General features: G+C 37.5%; 15 protein-coding genes, 1 tRNA gene and 1 pseudogene. 11 read left to right on the top strand and 6 right to left on the bottom strand.

What is annotated here, in order from left to right:
- The first annotated feature begins 13 nt into the window (after positions 1-13).
- Positions 14-889: a hypothetical protein gene (locus HMAT_RS10185; protein WP_104382598.1), complete on the top strand. Its 876-nt coding sequence runs from the start codon at positions 14-16 to the stop codon at positions 887-889.
- Positions 890-1,234: 345 nt separating this feature from the next.
- Positions 1,235-1,615, top strand: a complete 381-nt coding sequence (locus tag HMAT_RS10180; protein ID WP_104383378.1) for a response regulator transcription factor — start codon at positions 1,235-1,237, stop codon at positions 1,613-1,615.
- 23 nt (positions 1,616-1,638) lie between these two features.
- Here the strand turns inward: HMAT_RS10180 and HMAT_RS10175 are convergent, their stop codons facing one another.
- The 3 genes from HMAT_RS10175 to HMAT_RS10165 form a co-directional block, all read right to left on the bottom strand.
- Entirely contained in the window at positions 1,639-2,556 is a 918-nt protein-coding gene (locus HMAT_RS10175; RefSeq protein ID WP_104382597.1) for a putative phage abortive infection protein, read from the bottom strand.
- Positions 2,557-2,594: 38 nt separating this feature from the next.
- Positions 2,595-3,824 (bottom strand): Shedu immune nuclease family protein, encoded by a 1,230-nt coding sequence (locus HMAT_RS10170; protein WP_104382596.1) that lies wholly within the window; start codon positions 3,822-3,824, stop codon positions 2,595-2,597.
- A 391-nt stretch (positions 3,825-4,215) separates the two neighbouring features.
- Positions 4,216-4,749, bottom strand: a complete 534-nt coding sequence (locus tag HMAT_RS10165) for an antirestriction protein ArdA (RefSeq protein ID WP_158655766.1) — start codon at positions 4,747-4,749, stop codon at positions 4,216-4,218.
- A 491-nt stretch (positions 4,750-5,240) separates the two neighbouring features.
- Here HMAT_RS10165 and HMAT_RS27240 point away from each other — a divergent pair, with 491 nt between their 5' ends.
- Positions 5,241-5,402 (top strand): hypothetical protein, encoded by a 162-nt coding sequence (locus HMAT_RS27240; RefSeq protein WP_199768588.1) that lies wholly within the window; start codon positions 5,241-5,243, stop codon positions 5,400-5,402.
- A gap of 26 nt (positions 5,403-5,428) precedes the next feature.
- A pseudogene (locus HMAT_RS27415) lies at positions 5,429-6,226 on the top strand (recombinase family protein); the annotation flags it as partial.
- A gap of 739 nt (positions 6,227-6,965) precedes the next feature.
- Here the strand turns inward: HMAT_RS27415 and HMAT_RS10155 are convergent.
- Positions 6,966-7,038 (bottom strand) — tRNA-Lys (locus HMAT_RS10155).
- A gap of 117 nt (positions 7,039-7,155) precedes the next feature.
- The gene (gene prmC / locus HMAT_RS10150) at positions 7,156-8,016 is read right to left on the bottom strand and encodes a peptide chain release factor N(5)-glutamine methyltransferase (protein ID WP_104382594.1); all 861 of its coding nucleotides are present in this window, start codon (positions 8,014-8,016) and stop codon (positions 7,156-7,158) included.
- A 33-nt stretch (positions 8,017-8,049) separates the two neighbouring features.
- Between prmC and ribD the strand changes: the two genes are divergently transcribed.
- Together ribD and HMAT_RS10140 are read left to right on the top strand one after the other, a co-directional pair.
- Positions 8,050-9,093, top strand: coding sequence for a bifunctional diaminohydroxyphosphoribosylaminopyrimidine deaminase/5-amino-6-(5-phosphoribosylamino)uracil reductase RibD (gene ribD / locus HMAT_RS10145; protein WP_104382593.1), 1,044 nt, complete (start codon positions 8,050-8,052; stop codon positions 9,091-9,093).
- 76 nt (positions 9,094-9,169) lie between these two features.
- Positions 9,170-10,447, top strand: coding sequence for a DUF2851 family protein (locus HMAT_RS10140; protein ID WP_158655765.1), 1,278 nt, complete (start codon positions 9,170-9,172; stop codon positions 10,445-10,447).
- Here the strand turns inward: HMAT_RS10140 and HMAT_RS10135 are convergent.
- Positions 10,444-11,094, bottom strand: coding sequence for an ankyrin repeat domain-containing protein (locus HMAT_RS10135; protein WP_104382591.1), 651 nt, complete (start codon positions 11,092-11,094; stop codon positions 10,444-10,446). The genes HMAT_RS10140 and HMAT_RS10135 overlap by 4 nt on opposite strands.
- Before the next feature lie 347 nt (positions 11,095-11,441).
- On the opposite strand from HMAT_RS10135, the gene HMAT_RS10130 reads away from it, so the two are divergent.
- The 5 genes from HMAT_RS10130 (at position 11,442) to HMAT_RS10110 (ending at position 15,828) form a co-directional block, all read left to right on the top strand.
- Positions 11,442-12,011, top strand: a complete 570-nt coding sequence (locus tag HMAT_RS10130; RefSeq protein ID WP_104382590.1) for a UbiX family flavin prenyltransferase — start codon at positions 11,442-11,444, stop codon at positions 12,009-12,011.
- 215 nt (positions 12,012-12,226) lie between these two features.
- A complete protein-coding gene (locus HMAT_RS10125) occupies positions 12,227-13,495 on the top strand; it encodes a dihydroorotase family protein (RefSeq protein ID WP_104382589.1) in 1,269 nt (422 codons plus the stop codon).
- 3 nt (positions 13,496-13,498) lie between these two features.
- Entirely contained in the window at positions 13,499-14,173 is a 675-nt protein-coding gene (locus HMAT_RS10120) for a hypothetical protein (RefSeq protein WP_104382588.1), read from the top strand.
- Between the two features lie 2 nt (positions 14,174-14,175).
- Positions 14,176-14,778: a DUF4199 domain-containing protein gene (locus HMAT_RS10115; protein ID WP_104382587.1), complete on the top strand. Its 603-nt coding sequence runs from the start codon at positions 14,176-14,178 to the stop codon at positions 14,776-14,778.
- A 99-nt stretch (positions 14,779-14,877) separates the two neighbouring features.
- Positions 14,878-15,828, top strand: coding sequence for a glycosyltransferase family 2 protein (locus HMAT_RS10110; RefSeq protein WP_104383377.1), 951 nt, complete (start codon positions 14,878-14,880; stop codon positions 15,826-15,828).
- Position 15,829: the final 1 nt, after the last annotated feature.

Genomic DNA, 15,829 nt, shown 5'->3' with positions numbered 1-15,829 from the left:
ACATAAATATTAAATGAGTAAGCAAGGATTAGTGTATTGTATTCAACCCGAACAATACGATGTTTTTGATGAGCGTATTAGCAAACCTATATGTATTAAACAGGTTGAAAACGGAATTGAAAAAGGCTCTATGGTTTTTCAAGAACTGGACGAAGTAAACTTTGCAAAAAATCCTTTGACTTACTTTCCTCCCAATAACGTTGGTCTTTTGCTTTCAATTTGCAAAAGACATTTAGTAGATGCTAAGAAATTATTTAAAGAATATATAGACCCTCATATAGTAAATCACTCATTTGTTGATGCTGAAACGAACAAAAAAGAGTTTTTAAAAGAAAAGTCTAAAATAGTAGCTGACTACATCGAGGCTATACAAATTTGTATAGTTTTCGGCTATACTGCATTGGAGACATTTTCAAACCTTAGTATAACCGAAACTTATCAATACAAGGTAAATGTTAAAAGTAGAGGAGTTGTCGAACTATATGACAAGAAAGCAATTGAAAGATGGGTTAGTCTTGCCGATAAATTATCAAAGATTTTACCCGAAATCTATGAAACAAAAAAAATAGAAACTACCAAGTTTTGGAGCTACTTCATTAAATTAGAAAAATATCGACATGATATTATCCATCAAAAAACGATTGAAAGGACGGACTTCTATAAAACTTACTTTAATAAAGATATTTTCGAAATTTGTGCAAGTGCAGAATATGTGTTGAAATTCTTCTATGAAGCACATTCAGACAAGCAACGGACAAATCCGTTATGGCCTTGGCTTATCAACAAAGACAAGGAATTTCCTGTGACATTCGACTTCAAATCTGAAAATTATGAAGTGGTAGGTAATCTTTTTGAGGGCAACAAAAGATATAATAAAAAGAACCGTTAAGATGAAGTCTCTATTTGCTTTACACATTTCAATATGTTGTAGAAATAGATAATTTCAGTAATTATCTGCACAGGCAAATGGTAATAGAATGTTGTGTATGAAAATACACATTGTTATCTTTCCTATTGAAAATATAAAATTCTTAAAGTGTTTTTGCTTTAAGTCTCGACATTAAAAACTGGTAATTTTTAGACCCCGAGACAATAAGTAGGAACGCTCATGCCAATAGGCGTGGGCGCTCTCTTATTCGGTGGTCGGGCGTACCAGTGCCTTAATGTCGATAAGTGTAGTTGCCTGCGCTTTTTTATTGCAGGCACTCCATACAGAATAAAAAACTACGTGAATATGGAGACTAAGAACATAAGCCGAATTACCACAGCATTTATCAATGATAGAACCCCAGTGATGGATTTAATGCATGATGACCTCGTTTCTTCGGGGGTAGACATTGTCTTTCGTTCAGATAACGTTGTGGATGGGATAAATCAACTGTCAGCATTAAAATCGTTACCCAATATCTGCATCATCGACCTCGATTTTTCTGATAAAGGCATCATGAAGCATTTACGGGAATTAAGAAGTCAATACCCTAAATTGAAGCTAATTGCCCATAGTGATATGGATGATGAAAAAATTATCAGAGAACTTGAGGAGTTTGGCTTTTCAAAATATGTGCTGATTGGAAATGACATGAAAAAAGCCATTGACGGGGTGGTCAATGGCTAACATGGGTAAACTTTTTTCATAGTTCAATATTCTTCATCTTCATATTCCATGGGAAAATGTTCGTTTGGAATATATCCATCACAATACCCGTTTGGTATGTTTTTTAAAAGTTTATATTTTGTTATATAGTCATTTTCTTTCCATTTTCTTCCAAATCGGGAAAGAACATTGAAGAATAAGACATACAATTCTGGATTTGATAATTGGGCTCTATATATTTTCATCAAATCCTTTTTTTCTATTTCGTTTAAAAATTTTGAACTGTCCACAAGCTTTATTGCATTGTACATATTTCTAAAATACGTGCTTAGGTTTGTTTGATTAGTTCTGCCATACCTTAAATTTGGATTTAGGTTTATTTTATCTTGTATTTCTTTAGCAAGTTCTCTGTGAATGGGGCTGTAAACAAGTAGTTTATCTTCGATAAATGATATCCAAGAGCCATCTATACCATAATAAAAAACCACATATACGATATCAGCGATTTGTTGTTCTGTTAATTCGTACTTTTTTTCCTCATTTATTTCTCTAACAATATCAAATAACCTGTTGATTTGGATTTTAAATTGAACGAATGCTCTTCTGCCATCAGATATTTCTGCTTTTCGTGTTACATCTAAATGTGGTATTTTTAATTGATTGACATTCTGATTATGGTAATCAATCATTCTGAAAAAATTAGCTTCTAATGCGGATTTTTGAGTATCTCTATTTTGACGAAGAATAGTATAAATCAGCAAGAAAATACTAAGGATACTGAAAATTGTACCAACGAAACCACCAAAAAAATCACCAAATTTTGAAGCGAGTTCAGGGTCAATAATTTTTGTTTCATTAAAATGGTACGATGAATTAAATATGATGGCGAAAAATGAGATTATGCCTATAAGTCCGAATATTATGGATAGGGATACAAAGATTGTTTTTATTGTTTTGTTCATTGGTAAGGAAAGGTATTTGATAGGCTGATGGATTACTTTTATTTGTCAATTTTAATTGTATCTAACAAGTTTTTTAGTCTTTCAAGCAACTCATCGTAAAGTACAAATTCTATATCTTTTAAACTTTCACGTAAATTTTTAAACTGATTTTTTTTCTTGTCAGTATCTAATTGATTAGTATGTCCAATTACAATAATCGCTCGTGGGTTTATTATGTTCACATTTAAACCTTGTTCGGTTTCAGTTTCGGTTTCATCTTTAATAGCTTTCGCATAACTTAAAGCGTTCTCTTTTGCCTTTTGTAAATAATCAGAGACTTGGGAAATAACCATTGAAACGTCCTTGCTCCAAAACCAAGTTTTATGGCTATTATCGTACTGTATCAATTGTGTTCCGCTTTTTTTAAGCTCGTAAAAATCAACGTAACCATATATGTCCACCAAAACTAAATCAGGATATTTAGTTATACCTGTTGCAATATTTTTGTAGTCTATCTTCCGAACATATCGGCTATCGAATAATGTGATGAATTCATCGAAGAACCTTTGCCACTCGCTCTCCGATGGATTGTCTTTTAGCAATTTTTCATATTTCTGAATTATTTCTTGTAACGTTAGAATTTGAGCATTTTTTAACAAGCCTGCTGTCATCTTTTTAACTATATGACTTGCTTTGAACTTCCTCGTGGCTTTGACATAAAAGTTTCCGATTTGCTCAATTTCGTTTGCGGTCAACTTCTCGATTAATTTGTCATTTAAATTTCTAAGAATTAAATCTTTATTATTATTGGTTTCAGTAAAGTCAAAATTCACATTTGGAAATATCTCAACAACTAAGTTTTTTATTAAAATCTTCTTTGTGTCGTTACAAGCCCTTTGTTCTTGATTAATTTTTGACAATAAATCTTCTAAATCAGAATAGTTTATAATCAATGAATTCCCTTTCTTTTCTGATTTATTGGTTTCAGAAAGTACCAGAGTTTCTACTTCTTTGTTCTTGAAATTGTATTTAAAAAAATTGTTTAAACTATTTTCAGCAAAACCATACCCAAATGCGCTGACGAAATGAGGAAAGTCCTTTGGACTATCAATGATTATCTTTTTTATTTGTTCTCCCTCGAACTCGTATTCAATTTGTTTGCTATTTTTAGAATAGATGAAAGTTTTTTCATTTTTTTCATCTTCTTTATTTTGTCGATAAACCTTGGTAATCTTGCCTTTAGTCTCTTCGAATATCAGAAGCTTTTTTGTTTCTTGGACTTGTTTCATAAATTAGTTACTATCAAGAATAGTTGTTATGTAACAAATTTAATAAAATAAAACATTCTTATTACCACCAATTCAGATGATTATATATAATCTTAGGTTTCTTTGCTACTTTCTTTTTCGTCTCAACTCACGAAAGAAAGTAGTCCACTACAACACAACCTGTTTGGAAAATGCAGATGTGTTGACATTGTGGAACGGAGCATTTACAAAAGGGGTTGTTCCACTTTCCGCAAAAAGACGGTTCCGACCTGGGGAGGATCTGTCTTTTTGCCCGACCGAATTTTAGGGTAAAGTATTTTTCCGTATCATGCCCGTATCATGATTTTAGGTCGTTTTTAAAACCTTAATTATTTTTTAAGCGACCACCTTTGCAGGCGGTCGCCTGTGTGGATTAGGAATTGTAAAATACATGACCGTTATCGCTCCAATAGTCACCGGAAAACAGGTCACGGGCAAAAGCCTCATAATCGAAGTAGGTTTTTGCAAATTCGGGCAAGTCCATTTGCTCTACCTGTTCATAGGCAAAATCTTCCTCGTCCTTGTATTCGCCTATATAGTCATCGTCAAAGTCGCTTATTAGGTCGCTTATATCCCCCTCGGATAGCTTACGGTGTCCATTGTTGCACCATATTAGGAATGCTTCTTTTCGGGTTTCGTCCATGTCTTCCAAAGCCTCCAAAACGTCAAATATGCTGTCGCTTATACAACATTCGCCGATTAAGCCGTTCGGGATGTTCTCGTAATCTTGGAACATAAATTCGGGGTCTTCCTCGTCATCGTGTAGCTCTCTGCAAGCATCGTAAAATTCGTCTTTGTCCGCATAGTCGGATAGCGTTAACCATTCCCCGAAGATTGAACCGTCATTGTATTTTCCGTATGTGCCGACATATACCCTTGCTTCCGATGTGTTTATTTGATGTGTCATTTCTTTACTGTTTTGAATTAATTTTTTTGATTTATTCGGCAATGAGAGGTGGTGCTGTTGTTTTGTTTCAATACTATTTCCAATGCTTATAATCCTCATGCCTGACATTTTTTTTATTCGTGTAAAGAGCCGGAGTATGCTGTGTTTCGTTTCGGGAGCATCAAAGGTTCGTGTTTAGCAGGCACAAGGTTTTGTAAAAAAAATACTACCCATAGGTGGAGATTTTTTTTACAAACTTGTCTTGACCTTTTGCCTGCGTTAAGAACACGGACATACCTTTGCTCCATGAAACGTGAACAATAGGCATACTCGCTTTTTAGGCATAACCAAACGTGGAAGTAGTGAGGATAGCATTGTCGAAATAGTTCTAAACAGGCAGACTATGCCAAGTAATTCAACCCAAAGACACAATCCAATATCCACTCCATCAGTGCAATAAGTTTGTCTGTGCGGATTAATCCGTATGGTTAACAGGCAAAAATCAGTTGAAGATGGAGAAAGAAAAAGCGAACGATTTAACACCCGAAAGAGTTGTACAAATCTTGAAAAAGAAAGGAACAGAGGTCGATATAGAGGAAGCAAAAACCATCTTGGAGTTTGTCAAAAAGATAGCTCACATTGCAGTTAACCAGTATCTAAGAGGAAAATTTTAACCCAATGAAAAAGGAAAACTGTTGTGATGAGAAAGGCAGATTTATACATACGTGTATCGACAGACGAGCAGGCGGACAAAGGATATTCGCAACGTGACCAAGAAGACCGATTAAGAAAATATTGTGAGATAAAGGGCATTCCGGTAAGGGATGTTTACATAGAAGACCATTCGGCAAAATCTTTTAAACGTCCAGAGTGGCAGAAATATTTATCTAACCTACGCAAAACAAAGAACAACAAAGCGGGGTCAATAATACTATTTACGAAATGGGATAGGTTCAGCAGAAACGCAGGGGATGCGTACCAAATGATTAACCAGTTACGTACACATGGCGTTGAACCTGTGGCAATAGAACAGCCCTTAGACCTTACCATTCCCGAAAACAAAATCATGCTTGCGTTCTATCTTGCTTCACCGGAAGTGGAAAACGACAGGCGTGCATTGAACGTTTTTCACGGGATGCGCAGGGCAAAAAAAGAGGGGCGGTATATGGGTACTGCTCCATTGGGATATATCAATAAGATAACAGAGGGCAAAAAGAAATTCATTGCCCCACATGACTTTGAAGCCCCCCTTTTGAAATGGGCATTTGAACAAATCGTTGCAAACAATTTCAATACGGAACAGATTTGGAATATGGTTCGGGAGAAAGCGGATGGAAAGGGTAGGTTCAGTAAGAATAATTTTTGGGTAGCTGTCCGAAACCCATTGTACTGTGGCAAAATATTCATTCCTCCCTACAAAGAGGAAAAGGGATATTTTGTCAAAGGACAACATGAGCCATTAATCAGCGAAAAGACGTTTGCGGATGTACAGAATATTCTCGATGGGAGAAAACGGGTTGTAAAACCTAAAATCGTGGCTATGGACAATCTACCGCTTAGGGGGTTTATTAAATGTCCTAACCCTAATTGTAATAGGATGCTCACAGGGAGTGCCTCAAAAGGCAAGATGGGAGTTTACTACAATTACTATCATTGCACTTCCGCCTGCGGAGTACGGTTCAAAGCCGAAACCGCAAATGAGGCATTCTTAAAACAATTACGGTATATGTCGCCAAAAGAGGGTATGGTCGATGTTTTTATCGAAGCCTTTATTAAAGATTTCAATAACAAAACCAAAGCCCAAAATACCGAACGGGCAAATATCATTGGTGAGATTGATGCATTGAACAAACGCTATCAAAATGCACTTTTAAAGAATGCGGATGGCGAAATGGCAGACGATGATTTCCAAGAAGTAAAGAAATTGACCAAAGGAAAGATTGAGGTTTTGGAACGAAGATTAAATGACTTGGCAGTGGTCGGAACAGAGATTAAGGATTTGGTAGCATCTACCTTAAAAAAGGTCGCAAACATTGATAGACGCTATGAAAACGGCGATATTGAGGACAAAAGGCTTATAGTGAGTTCGATGTTCCCCGATTTTTTGGAATTTGACGGAACAAGACATCGAACTCCGAGACTAAATTCTGCGATTGCTCTTATTTATCAGAATAACAGCAAGTTACAAGGCAAAAAAAATGGGACAAGTCTATCATTTTTAGACTTGTCCCAAGAAGTGATCCCGCTGGGATTCGAACCCAGGACCCATACATTAAAAGTGTATTGCTCTACCAGCTGAGCTACGGAATCCTTTCTGTTTTTGAAAGTGATGCAAAGGTAGAGTTTCTTTTGATATGCTCCAAATAATTGGTTCTAAAATTTGGTTGATCGGCGTTAACTGTCTAGTAAATAAAAAGATTATTTTTTCTATATGCTTTTCTTAGCATGGATTATCCGGTTGGCACCGTGGATATCTTTGATGAGCTGCACTTGCTGAAAGCCCTTTTTCTCGATGAGATCCTTGGTTTCCGGTCCCAGATATTGATTAATTTCAAAATAAAGATCTCCGTTTGGTGCCAAATGTTTTAAAGCAAAAGATGAAATAACATCATAAAAGATCAGCGGCGCACTTTCTTCAATGAATAAAGCGAGTTCAGGTTCATAGGCCAATACATTTTGCTGCATTTGCTGTTTTTCACTTGGTGTAATATAAGGCGGGTTGGAAACGATAATATCGTATTGTTGGTCTGAAAAGACGTAATCCCATTCTAAAATATCCGCATTGATGAAATGAACGGGTTCTCCCAGGCGTTGCGCATTTTTTCTGGCGGTATGGATCGCTTCTTTAGAGATATCTACCGTAGTCACCTGTGCCTGATTTAAGTATTTTGATAAAATAATGGGAATGCAACCTGAGCCAGTGCCGATATCAATCACCTTTAGATACGATGAGGAAGCATGTGTTTTTATAATCAGATCAACGAGTTCCTCCGTCTCCTGTCTCGGGATCAGAACCGATTCATTCACCTCGAAAAACTCACCGTAAAAATCTGCCTTATTTAAAATATATTGGATCGGTCTGCTTTTTTTGAGATCATGAAGAATCCTCTGGAAATGAGCAGCCTCGTTTTCAGAAACGAAATCATCCTTTTTAAAAGGATATGTTATTCTTTTTATACCCAATAATTCTTCGACCACAAGTAGAAATATGGATTTTATTTCGTCACTGTCATATATGGACTTTAATTCATGTTGAAACGATAATTCGAAATCTTGAAGTATTCTCATGCATCAAAGGTACGATTTTCATAGATTTGCATTATGAATATGCACAGGCAATATATGCAACGCTGCTTGGATCTCGCTCAGCTAGGAGCAGGGTCTGTAAGTCCAAACCCCATGGTGGGTGCAGTTATCGTCCATAATGACAAGATTATAGGAGAGGGGTACACTTCTCCTTACGGAGGTCCTCATGCGGAAGTTAATGCTGTAAGTCAGGTGCTGGAGCGGTATGGTGATTCGGCAAAGGAATTACTGGCTGCAAGTACATTTTATGTCAGTCTTGAACCTTGTGCACACTACGGTAAAACACCTCCCTGCGCCAATATGATCGCCGATTTAAAACCATTGAAGGTTTTTGTCGCTTGTCTGGATCTCTATGCAAAAGTCAATGGTAAAGGTATTGAAATACTGAGAGCGGCTGGTATTGAGGTTGAAATTGGGCTTTTGGAGAAGGAAGCGGTCTGGCTCAACCGCCGTTTTTTTACACGAATCAGCCAACATCGACCATATGTTATTTTAAAATGGGCACAATCTAAAGATGGATTGATGGGTCAACAGGATAAGCAGGTGTGGATCAGTAATGCCGCAAGCCAGCAATTGACTCATCGTTGGCGCGCAGAGGAGGACGCAATTTTAGTGGGGACGCATACTGCTCAACTGGATGATCCTAGTTTGACTGTTAGGCATTGGAAAGGTAAAAATCCAATCCGCGTGTTGATAGATCGGGATCTGGTCATATCTCCTGATGCTAAGATTTTTGATGAAAAAGCCGATACCATTGTGTTTAATGCAAAAAAAACAGATTGGCAAGGACATATTAAGCATATTGAACTTGAAAATTATGGCCTGTATTTACCGCAAAGTATCCTTTATCAATTGTACCTGATGGATGTACAGTCCATTATCATTGAAGGGGGAGCAAAGACTTTACAAACATTTATTGATGCGGCTCTTTGGGATGAAGCACGCGTGTTTCGATCGGAGAAGGAATTGCATAGTGGTGTTTCTGCTCCAAAGTTAAATGGACGGATTTTGGAAACACAGATGATTTCAAGTGACTTGTTGTCAATCTATGTGAAATAGTTCGGATAAAATTGTATATTTAAGAAATTATAAATCATAGCCGGTTAGCTTAATTTCTTAGTATACAATTATGGTGATGACAGAAAACTTAATGCAGTTTATCTGGAAACTACGGCTATTCAATACAATAGGGTTGCGATCCACGGACGGAGAGCCGTTGATTTTGATAAACTTTGGTCAGCATAACCTGAACGCAGGACCGGATTTTTTAATGTCTCATATCATACTCGGAGACAAAAAATGGTATGGAAATATAGAACTCCATATTCGTTCATCGGATTGGGATCGGCATCATCACCAGGATGATTCAGCTTATAATAATGTTATCCTTCATGTTGTCTGGGTAAATGATAAAGTCATATACCGAAGTGATGGGAGTGTTATCCCAACGATGTTGCTTTCGGCGTACGTAAATCAGCATTTGCTCGATCGGTATTCGACAATGATGAATACGACAAACTGGATTCCTTGTCAGTCGCAGTTAAGTTCAGTTGATGTTCTAAAAAAGACAATGTGGTTGGGCGCATTATCTTATGAGCGCCTAGAGATGAAAGTTCAGACGATCTTTAGTTTATTGGCTGATAACGACAAGGATTGGGAAAAGGTATTTTGGATCTGGATGTGTAGATGTATGGGGCTGAAAGTGAATGCAGAGGCATTTCATGAGCTTGGAGAAAAACTTCCTATATCTTTATTGAAAAAATATCGTTCGAATACCTTGAAGATCGAAGCAATTTTTTTTGGAACAGCTGGATTCTTATCCAGCAATGAGGAGGATGAATATGCTAAATTACTCTATAATGAGTTTGTTTATCAACAGGGTGCTCATAGAATTGAGGTTGTAAGCGGTGATTGGAAAAAACTACGAATGCGACCTTATAATTTTCCTGAACTTCGCATAGCGCAGTTGGTAAGCTTATTTACTGATAAGTCATTAAGTTTTTCAATGATTTTGGATCTGGAAAATTTAGAGGATGCACGTTCATTGTTTCGTATTGGAAGGTTAAGTGAGTACTGGAAATCTCGTTTTTTACCAAGAGGTAAGGAGCGTACGGCGCATTCTGGAAAAATAGGGAAAGATACCATTGATATCCTCATTGTGAATGTTGTGGTACTATTTCTTTTTGCTTATGGCAAATATTATGGGATAGAACGGTATATTGACAAGGCCATTTATTTTTTGGAAATGCTTCCTGTTGAGAAAAATGCAATCATAAAACGGTTTGGAGAATTTGACTGGCATGCCGAAAATGCTGCCCAAAGCCAGGCGATATTGCAATTGAAGAAAATGTACTGCGATAAGAGACAGTGTCTTCATTGCCGGATTGGTGCCGAAATTATGCGAAGTGGTTAATTCGCGAGTATTTCGGCAATTTCCTTATATCCTTTTTCCAAAGCGAAGTCCGCTGGGCTGAATCCTGCCAGGTTGAAGATTTTTGTATCTGCACCAAATTCAAGCAAGGTGACAATGAAGTCAATATTTCCGTGTTGGGCGGCATAATGTAATGCCGTTTCACCCGTTGCTTGAACCGCATTGACATCGGCATCGGCTTCCATAAGCATTTTGCCGATTTCTTCGTTATTATTTGAAGCAGCAATATGTAGGGGGGAGCTGAGTTGTTCGTTTCTGCTGGCTACATTAGGATTTACCTTTTTGGATAACAATAGACGGACAATGTCAACTCTGTTGAAATAGGTTGCCAACAACAAAGGTGTAAACCCATGGGAAGACCATTCATTGACAACCGATGGAGCCTGTTGAATAATAGCCTCCACGTATGCGGTCAATCCTGCTGCACAGGCCTCATGGATGGTCATCGTTTTGGTGTGTTGCAGAAGTATTCGGATAATTTGCGGTTTATTGTAGTAACATGCCAATAATAAGGGTGAAATACCATGACTGGTGGTCTCTTGTAATAATTCAGGGTTTCCAATCAATAGTAGGTCGATGTCGTGGCTTTTGCCTTCTTCAATATATTGCTCTAAAACAGAAAGATTCATTTTCAAATGTAATTGCGTAACTCTCCTACTAAAATAGGTTTTATTAATGAAAATAACTGTTTGAGTAGCGAATTTATTTGCGAAATCGGGTTGTCATAAATCCTGAAAAAATTGCAAGTGATATAAATTGGAGTAATAATTCGGATGGGATCAGGGGCAAAAGTGGTGTTTTTTGAGAATTTATATACACAAATGTGTAGTAATTCATATAATATTTTTGAAAATTAAAAAGTAGATGTACTTTTGTTAAGCCCCTCCCAAGGGCATGTTTTTCATAGGTAGATGTAGGGTCGAGTGTTTCTCACTTCGACCCTTTTTTTATAGCTTTGTTTTTATATTTAAAAGAAATGTCCAAAAGAAAGATTGTTGTTGCTATTACGGGAGCGAGTGGCTCTATATATGCGAAGTTACTGCTGGAAAAACTGAATTCGCTAAAATCTCAGATTACTGAGGTGGGTATTGTGATGTCAAATAATGCGAAGGATGTATGGCGGGCTGAATTGGGTGATGAGAGTTACCAGGACGTGCCTTTCAAGTTCTACGATAAAAATGACTTTTTTGCTCCTTTTGCATCGGGTTCGGCGCGTTTTGATACCATGATTGTTTGTCCTTGTTCTATGGGAACCTTGTCCAGAATAGCCTATGGGACTTCTTCAGATCTTACCACCCGTGCAGCGGACGTTATGTTAAAGGAAAGGAGGAAACTTATTTTAGTTACACGTGAGACACCACTAAGCATTATTCATATTCAGAATATGAAATTGGTTACAGAGGCAGGTGGAATTATTTGTCCAGCTTCTCCGTCTTTCTATAGCTTACCAAAAACTTTGGAGGAGTTGGCTGAGACTGTGGTTGATCGGATTTTGAGTTTGGCCGGATTTGATTTTAAGCATTATCAATGGGGAGAAAATTCCTAATGAATGTTCACTGAAATCTATTTTTAGTGTTCTATAATAAAATTGTATTTTGTAACTTTGTTTCTCGAAATGAAGCAATCAAAAGCATCACGCGAAAAATCTGTTTATGGCTATACAATTTATAGTGATAAATTCGTTTTTTGTTTGTTGCCGGAGAACACGCTACATGCTTCAACAGACAATTTGTATCCTATTAATTTCAATCACATTCATATATGAAAAGCTTATTGATTACTTCTGTTAAAGTAATTTTACCGGGTAACGAATATCATCAGCAGACTGTTGACGTATTTATCGACAAAGGGAAGATTGCACAGATTGGAAACACCATCAAAGTAGCTGATAAAAACGTAGAGACCATCGACGGAACAGGTAAGATTTTATCGCCTGGATTTTTCGATTTACATGCCAATTTTGGGGAACCAGGTTTAGAGACCAAAGAAGATATCCGGACAGGAACGGCTGCTGCTGCTGCTGGGGGTTTCACTGCCGTGGCCGTCATGCCTAATACCGAGCCTGCCATTCAAAGCCGGTCCGAAGTGGCGCTCGTGGTCAATGCTGCAAAAGGAAATATTGTCGATATACATCCCATTGGTGCAATTAGCAAGAAGCGGGAAGGTAAGGAAATGGCCGAACTCTATGATATGAAACAGAATGGTGCTGTTGCTTTCAGTGATGGAAATAGGAGCGTGCAACAAGCAGGACTAATGAGTAGAGCTTTGTTGTATGCAAAAGGATTTGAGGGACTGATTTTTTCGCATGCCGAAGATGAGTCCATGGCGGGTGGCAATAAAATGAATGAGGGTACGATGAGCACTTATTTAGGAATGAAAGGAATTCCTAATCTTGCGGAATCCTTGATGGTTTCCCGTGATCTATATCTTGCGGAATATACGGAAGCCCCGATCCATTTTGCGTCAATCAGTACGCCCGAAGCCGTAGATCTAATTAAAAAAGCGAAAGCTAAGGGCCTTCGGGTTACTTGTGACGTGGCAGCACATCAATTGGTATTTACAGATGAGGATATCATTGGTTTTGACAGTAACTATAAAGTGAGCCCGCCATTAAGAACCAAAGCCGATGCGAAAGCGCTGATAAAAGGTTTAAAGGACGGTATCATAGATGCAGTGGTTTCACAACATACACCACAGGAAATAGAATTTAAAAATGTGGAATTTCATATTGCAAAAAACGGTATTATAGGCTTGCAAACTGTGCTACCTTTGTTAATTCGTGCTGGATTAACCGAAGAGCAAATTGTACATAGCTTAGCTGTTAGACCGAGACAAATTCTTGGCATAGCTATCCCGCAAATTAAAGCTGGGGCTATGGCGAACCTTGTGCTGTTTGACCCTGCGAAATCTTGGAATTTCGATGAAAAGACAAATAAATCCAAATCAAAAAATTCCCCATTATTCGGGCAGACATTAAAGGGGGCTGTCGAATTGGTCATCAATAATAATCAAATCATTAAAAACGATTAAACCATGGAAGCAAACGTAAAAGCTGCTGTTGAAGCAGGTATTTTAAATTATGGAAAAGTTGACGGGATTGATACAGCCCCAGAATTTCTGGCGAAAATCATTCAAGTATTCAATACTGAAGCTACCTATCTGGAGAAATTGGAACTTCTGGATCAGTCTTTTGACGATTATCCTTTGTTTGATGAACTTCGTGAAGTCTATGTTGACTTACTATTGATGAATTTCTTTTCTAACGATGTGCTCAAGCTTGAAGATGACTACCTGGACTCTGAAGAATGGGAAGCTATTGAAGATGAGACTATAGATCGTGGAACTGAGTTATTGAATATTTTCCTTTATCTAGGTGAATGTAAAGATGACGAGATTGAACCGGAGCTAGATGATTTCCTAAAAGAGTTTTTATTGGTTGATGAAGATGAGTTTCAGGATGAACATGAAATCTATGAAGATATCATTGCAAACCAGATTCTAGTGGATAGCCCGTATGCCGAAATAGCCAAAGTGGCTAGGGGGATTAATCCCAGAAGTGAAGTATATGAGCTGTTCTATCCGGTAATGAGCTTCTTTAGCGAGTTGAAACCAAGTGATCAACAATTTGAAGAATACACGGCGGAATCAAACAATAAAGCGTTTGATTTGGCTCTTTATAAGGTTCTTAGCACTTATTATAATAAATAATTATGGCAGATTCAATTAACCCCAGCAATGCCGGATTCGATGCGGTAATTGACAAGAAAAAGAGTATTATCTATGGTGTCGTTCTGGGCGTGATTTCATTCATTCTTGGACTGATCGTCTTGTTTGTTGTTAAGGACCTGAATTCCTTTTGGGGAGTTATGTCTATGTCATTTATTGTTAATACGGGTATATTTGTTGTTATATCCGCATTGTTTTCCTTTTCTCTAAGAAAAGCGAATGGCGGTTATTGGAGTTTTTCCATTGCACTCAAATCCATTTTTATGATGTTGGCTATTTCGACAATTATTTCGACAATAGGAACACAGGTTTATGTTAATTTTGTCAATCCTACGCTGCAAGAACAAGTTGTGACACACACCATTAATGTGACCATTGAGTATATGGAAAAGAATAATGTTCCCGATGAAGTCATTGATTCGAAAATTGCCGAATTGGAAAAACAAGTTGATGCGATCGGAAAGATAACCTTGGGTCAGATCTTTAAAGGCTTGGCCATTACATTGTTGTTTCAATTTGTGTTTGCATTGCTATTGTCTGCGCTTTCCAAGAAAGAAAAACCCGTATTCGCTCAGCCTGTCAAGTAGATTTTTATAAAATAAAATATAGTGCATAAGGTATTGCTGAGAAAAGTAATACCTTTGTTTGTATTAAAATAGTACATTTTTAGCATGATTAACATTCACATGGATATTTCTGTTGTTGTTCCATTATTTAATGAAGAAGAATCTTTACCCGAATTAACGGCCTGGATTGACCGGGTTATGACGGCTAATCACTTCTCTTACGAAATTATTTTGGTCGATGATGGGAGCAAGGATAATTCCTGGAAGATCATTGAAGAATTGAAAGCACAAAATGGCAATATTTCAGCCATTAAATTCAGACGTAACTATGGTAAATCCGCTGCTTTAAATGTTGGATTTGCGGCAGCCCAAGGCGACGTGGTCATTACGATGGATGCGGATTTGCAGGATAGTCCGGATGAGATTCCGGAGTTATATGACCGAATTATGAATAAGGGAGCCGATCTGGTTTCGGGTTGGAAACAAAAGCGTTATGATCCATTGACAAAGACGATTCCGACCAAACTATTCAATGGGGTAACGAGATCAATGTCAGGTATCCATAATCTACATGATTTTAACTGTGGTCTCAAAGCTTATAAGAAAGAAGTGGTTAAGAATATTGAAGTATACGGAGAGATGCACCGCTATATTCCGGTTATTGCAAAATGGGCTGGATTTACGAATATCCAGGAACAAATTGTTCAACATTATCCACGTAAATACGGTACAACAAAATTTGGACCGGGACGCTTTGTTAAAGGGTTTTTAGACTTGTTGTCTATATTCTTTGTCGGAAAATTTGCCAAACGGCCGATGCATTTTTTTGGTGTTATGGGGGTGATAAGTTTCCTTGCCGGTTTATTTATTTCAATCTATTTGATCTGCCACAAATTGATGAGTATAGCTAGTGGTACACCCTTTAGAGATATAACTGATCAGCCATTATTTTTCTTTGCGCTGACGGCGATCATTTTAGGTACCCAATTGTTTTTGACAGGATTTTTAGCCGAACTGGTTTCGAGAAGTAGTTCGGACCGGAATGAGTACCAAATCGAAAAAGTCATTTAAT

The organism is Sphingobacterium sp. HMA12, from assembly GCF_002933815.1.
In the GTDB taxonomy this organism is placed as follows: domain Bacteria; phylum Bacteroidota; class Bacteroidia; order Sphingobacteriales; family Sphingobacteriaceae; genus Sphingobacterium.
The sequence above is the reverse complement of the archived record's forward strand: the minus strand, read 5'-3'. Positions and strand labels throughout refer to the sequence as shown.

Bases quoted from the DNA above. Each gene is read 5' to 3' on its own strand.
- HMAT_RS10185 (WP_104382598.1), top strand. From the start codon at position 14: ATGAGTAAGCAAGGATTAGTGTATTGTATTCAACCCGAACAATACGAT.
- HMAT_RS10180 (WP_104383378.1), top strand. From the start codon at position 1,235: ATGGAGACTAAGAACATAAGCCGAATTACCACAGCATTTATCAATGAT.
- HMAT_RS10175 (WP_104382597.1), bottom strand. From the start codon at position 2,556: ATGAACAAAACAATAAAAACAATCTTTGTATCCCTATCCATAATATTC.
- HMAT_RS10170 (WP_104382596.1), bottom strand. From the start codon at position 3,824: ATGAAACAAGTCCAAGAAACAAAAAAGCTTCTGATATTCGAAGAGACT.
- HMAT_RS10165 (WP_158655766.1), bottom strand. From the start codon at position 4,749: ATGACACATCAAATAAACACATCGGAAGCAAGGGTATATGTCGGCACA.
- HMAT_RS27240 (WP_199768588.1), top strand. From the start codon at position 5,241: ATGGAGAAAGAAAAAGCGAACGATTTAACACCCGAAAGAGTTGTACAA.
- prmC (WP_104382594.1), bottom strand. From the start codon at position 8,016: ATGAGAATACTTCAAGATTTCGAATTATCGTTTCAACATGAATTAAAG.
- ribD (WP_104382593.1), top strand. From the start codon at position 8,050: ATGAATATGCACAGGCAATATATGCAACGCTGCTTGGATCTCGCTCAG.
- HMAT_RS10140 (WP_158655765.1), top strand. From the start codon at position 9,170: ATGACAGAAAACTTAATGCAGTTTATCTGGAAACTACGGCTATTCAAT.
- HMAT_RS10135 (WP_104382591.1), bottom strand. From the start codon at position 11,094: ATGAATCTTTCTGTTTTAGAGCAATATATTGAAGAAGGCAAAAGCCAC.
- HMAT_RS10130 (WP_104382590.1), top strand. From the start codon at position 11,442: ATGTCCAAAAGAAAGATTGTTGTTGCTATTACGGGAGCGAGTGGCTCT.
- HMAT_RS10125 (WP_104382589.1), top strand. From the start codon at position 12,227: ATGAAAAGCTTATTGATTACTTCTGTTAAAGTAATTTTACCGGGTAAC.
- HMAT_RS10120 (WP_104382588.1), top strand. From the start codon at position 13,499: ATGGAAGCAAACGTAAAAGCTGCTGTTGAAGCAGGTATTTTAAATTAT.
- HMAT_RS10115 (WP_104382587.1), top strand. From the start codon at position 14,176: ATGGCAGATTCAATTAACCCCAGCAATGCCGGATTCGATGCGGTAATT.
- HMAT_RS10110 (WP_104383377.1), top strand. From the start codon at position 14,878: ATGGATATTTCTGTTGTTGTTCCATTATTTAATGAAGAAGAATCTTTA.